At 42.3% G+C, this 2,504-nt stretch carries 3 protein-coding genes; all 3 read right to left on the reverse strand.

All coding sequences use genetic code 11. The features are described from left to right. Window positions 1–860, reverse strand: an 860-nt coding sequence (locus HMPREF2551_RS00020) for an IS110 family transposase (protein WP_070836703.1), incomplete at its 3' end; no start/stop codon positions are given. A 282-nt stretch (window positions 861–1,142) separates the two neighbouring features. After that, complete coding sequence (locus HMPREF2551_RS00025) at window positions 1,143–2,300, reverse strand: zonular occludens toxin family protein (RefSeq protein ID WP_070836704.1); 1,158 nt, start codon at window positions 2,298–2,300, stop codon at window positions 1,143–1,145. Continuing rightward, the coding region (locus HMPREF2551_RS00030; RefSeq protein WP_070836705.1) for a DUF2523 domain-containing protein at window positions 2,297–2,504 on the reverse strand (208 nt) is incomplete at its 5' end. The genes HMPREF2551_RS00025 and HMPREF2551_RS00030, both read right to left, overlap by 4 nt.

Consider the following 2,504-nt stretch of genomic DNA (forward strand, 5'->3'; position numbering starts at 1 on the left):
AGTTTTATGGGCTTTCCTTTGGCTTTTAATCTGTTTACGAAACTGGAAAAGACGTTACAGCGATAAGCAACTACGGCGGGCATATACAGGCTTTTTCTGATGTCGGCATTGCCAATTTTCGATATTCGGCTTTTGCCGTTTACGCTGCTTCCTGATTGGTTTTTGCGTGGGTCTAAACCGAGATAGGCAGTAAACTGCTTTTGGTTGGAGAAAGGGTGTCTTTTGTAGGCGGAAAGCAATACTGCTGCGCTTTGTTCCCCTATGCCCGTAATGGTCTTTAGGCGTTTGCGTTGCTTATTGTAATCGGTATGAGACTTGTAGAACTGGAGCAGTTGCTTTTTGATGTCACGGATTTGGCCGCTTAGATTTTCAATGGTGATTTTGATATGCGGGGCGATGTAGTCCGGTGCTTCGTGCAGTTTGGTGATTTCGGTCGCACGTTGTTGTTTGAGATGGTCTAAATATCGGGAGAGTTCTTGTAGCTGTTTTTGTTCTTGTGACGGCGGTATCCATGCTTTCAGTTTGTGTTTCCGGTCCTGGCAGTATTGTGCTATTAGTCTTGCATCTTGCTTGTCGGTTTTACTGCGTTGAAGTTCGGCTATGGCATACCCTTTTATTCTTCGCGGATTCTCGACCGTAACGGTGTAATGCTGATATAAATAATTAGCTAGCGGTTCGTAATATGTTCCGGTGGCTTCGCAGCAGCAATGCAGCTCTGAAGTCATTTGATGAAATTTTAGCCAGTCTGTAAGTAGTTGGAATCCTTTCGGGTTGTTGCTGAATCTTTTTTCATGGTTTTGGCCGTCTGAAATGAGACAGCAATCTATTGTGAGTTTTGATACGTCTATGCCTAAGTACATGTGTTTTACCTTATAAATTCGGGTTGCGCCCTAGATAGTGTTCAAACTTCAGATGTACGAAAGCCCACGCTTCTATCTTTGCTTCAAGCTTATGCTTTGGCCGTGCTTTCGAAGTCGTGGGCTTTGCTTAGTGTTTCGTCAAACGCTAAGCCCTGAATAAGCAGAATTGCTCATTCAGGGATTAACGCTAAACTTTCGGGGTGTTCCCCGAACCCCCATGGCTACTTTTTACCGTGTTGATTACGCCTTTGGGCTTTATCAACACGGTAAAAAGCAGCTCAATTAATTAGTGCCAACAATACCGCCGCGCTGTTTGAATTGCTCTCCTGATTCAACATAACCGTCATACATCAGGTTTTGAGGGCTTTTACCGCCCATTGTAAGCACTTGCCCTTTTTCAGGCTCATAGGCGGTCTGTTGCTGTTGTGCTTCCTGTTGTTCGTCCTTGTATGGGTTAAATGGCAAGCCGTTTTTGACGTAGTCTTTGCACATGGCTTTTGTGATTTCTTTCAGCTGTGTGCCCTGGCTTGAGTAACAGGTACATCCGCTTTTGCCGCCATCGACACAGCCAACAGGGTACTCAAATGTTTTGACCTGTCGGACGTTGTTATAAATGGGCTTGCTTTCAGGTTTTTCAGCTAAAACAGGTACAAAATCTTCAGGCTTTAAACTACTATTCGTAGTCTGTTGAGGCAGTGTACTATTTTCCGGTGTTGTGACTTCATCCGTTGTATCTGATGTAGTCAATGCCGCTGTCTGTTGTTTTTCCTCTTGGTTAAATCGTTTACTCATTCCATTGATGGTATAAACGGCAAAACCAATTAATAAAGGTAAAAACAAAGCTACGAATATCAGGCTTTTGGGAATGCGTCTTTTAGGCTTGGTGTGTACTTCGGCAGATTTGTACATTCCGAAAGACTTTTTAGGAACTACAAACGTTCTTTCTATTGCCTTAGCAATATTCACACTACTGTCAGGCTGATCTACACATTCATTCCATTCATAAAGTTTTCGTCCTACAGGCTTAATCGATACATGCATATGCCTTTGAACAAGCTTTCTTACGAAACTATCAAGAAAACTTGGATGTTGCGTGATTAAGACGATATCTAAGCCATGATGTCGATGTAATGCTAAAGCTTCTATAAAAGTAGGTACTTTTGAAGCGGCGGAACGTGTACCCATCAGCCTTTGCGCTTCGTCTATGATGACGAGCGAGCCATAAGGAAGGAAGTCTTGAAACGGTTTCTCTTTAATTTGTTCATCTGTAAGTTCTTCATGTTCTATCTTCAATTCAGGGATACCGTTTACAAAGAGAGGGCGTTTTTTCTTTACACCGTCTTTATCAGTAAAATGTGTATAGCTTTCGTCTGTCATCAACATATTGACGATAGAGCTAGTCTTGCCGCTACCTGGTACGCCAGTTTGTAAAATAATCATTTAGCTTTTCCCCCTGGAATAAATGACAGTTTGCTAATACTTTGCATGGCAACGTTAAAAGCAAATGCACCGAATATCAGACCTAATGCATGGCCGAAACCTGCCATCATGACAATTTGAAGAATGTCTGATGGCATTGAGTTGAACTGGTTTTTTACGTAGTCTTTTATAAAACCTAATCCAACTGTAAAGCCTGTATAAGTT

It is taken from the genome of Neisseria sp. HMSC066H01 (assembly GCF_001837375.1).
Classification (GTDB): Bacteria; Pseudomonadota; Gammaproteobacteria; order Burkholderiales; family Neisseriaceae; genus Neisseria.

Bases quoted from the DNA above. Each gene is read 5' to 3' on its own strand.
- HMPREF2551_RS00025 (WP_070836704.1), bottom strand. From the start codon at position 2,300: ATGATTATTTTACAAACTGGCGTACCAGGTAGCGGCAAGACTAGCTCT.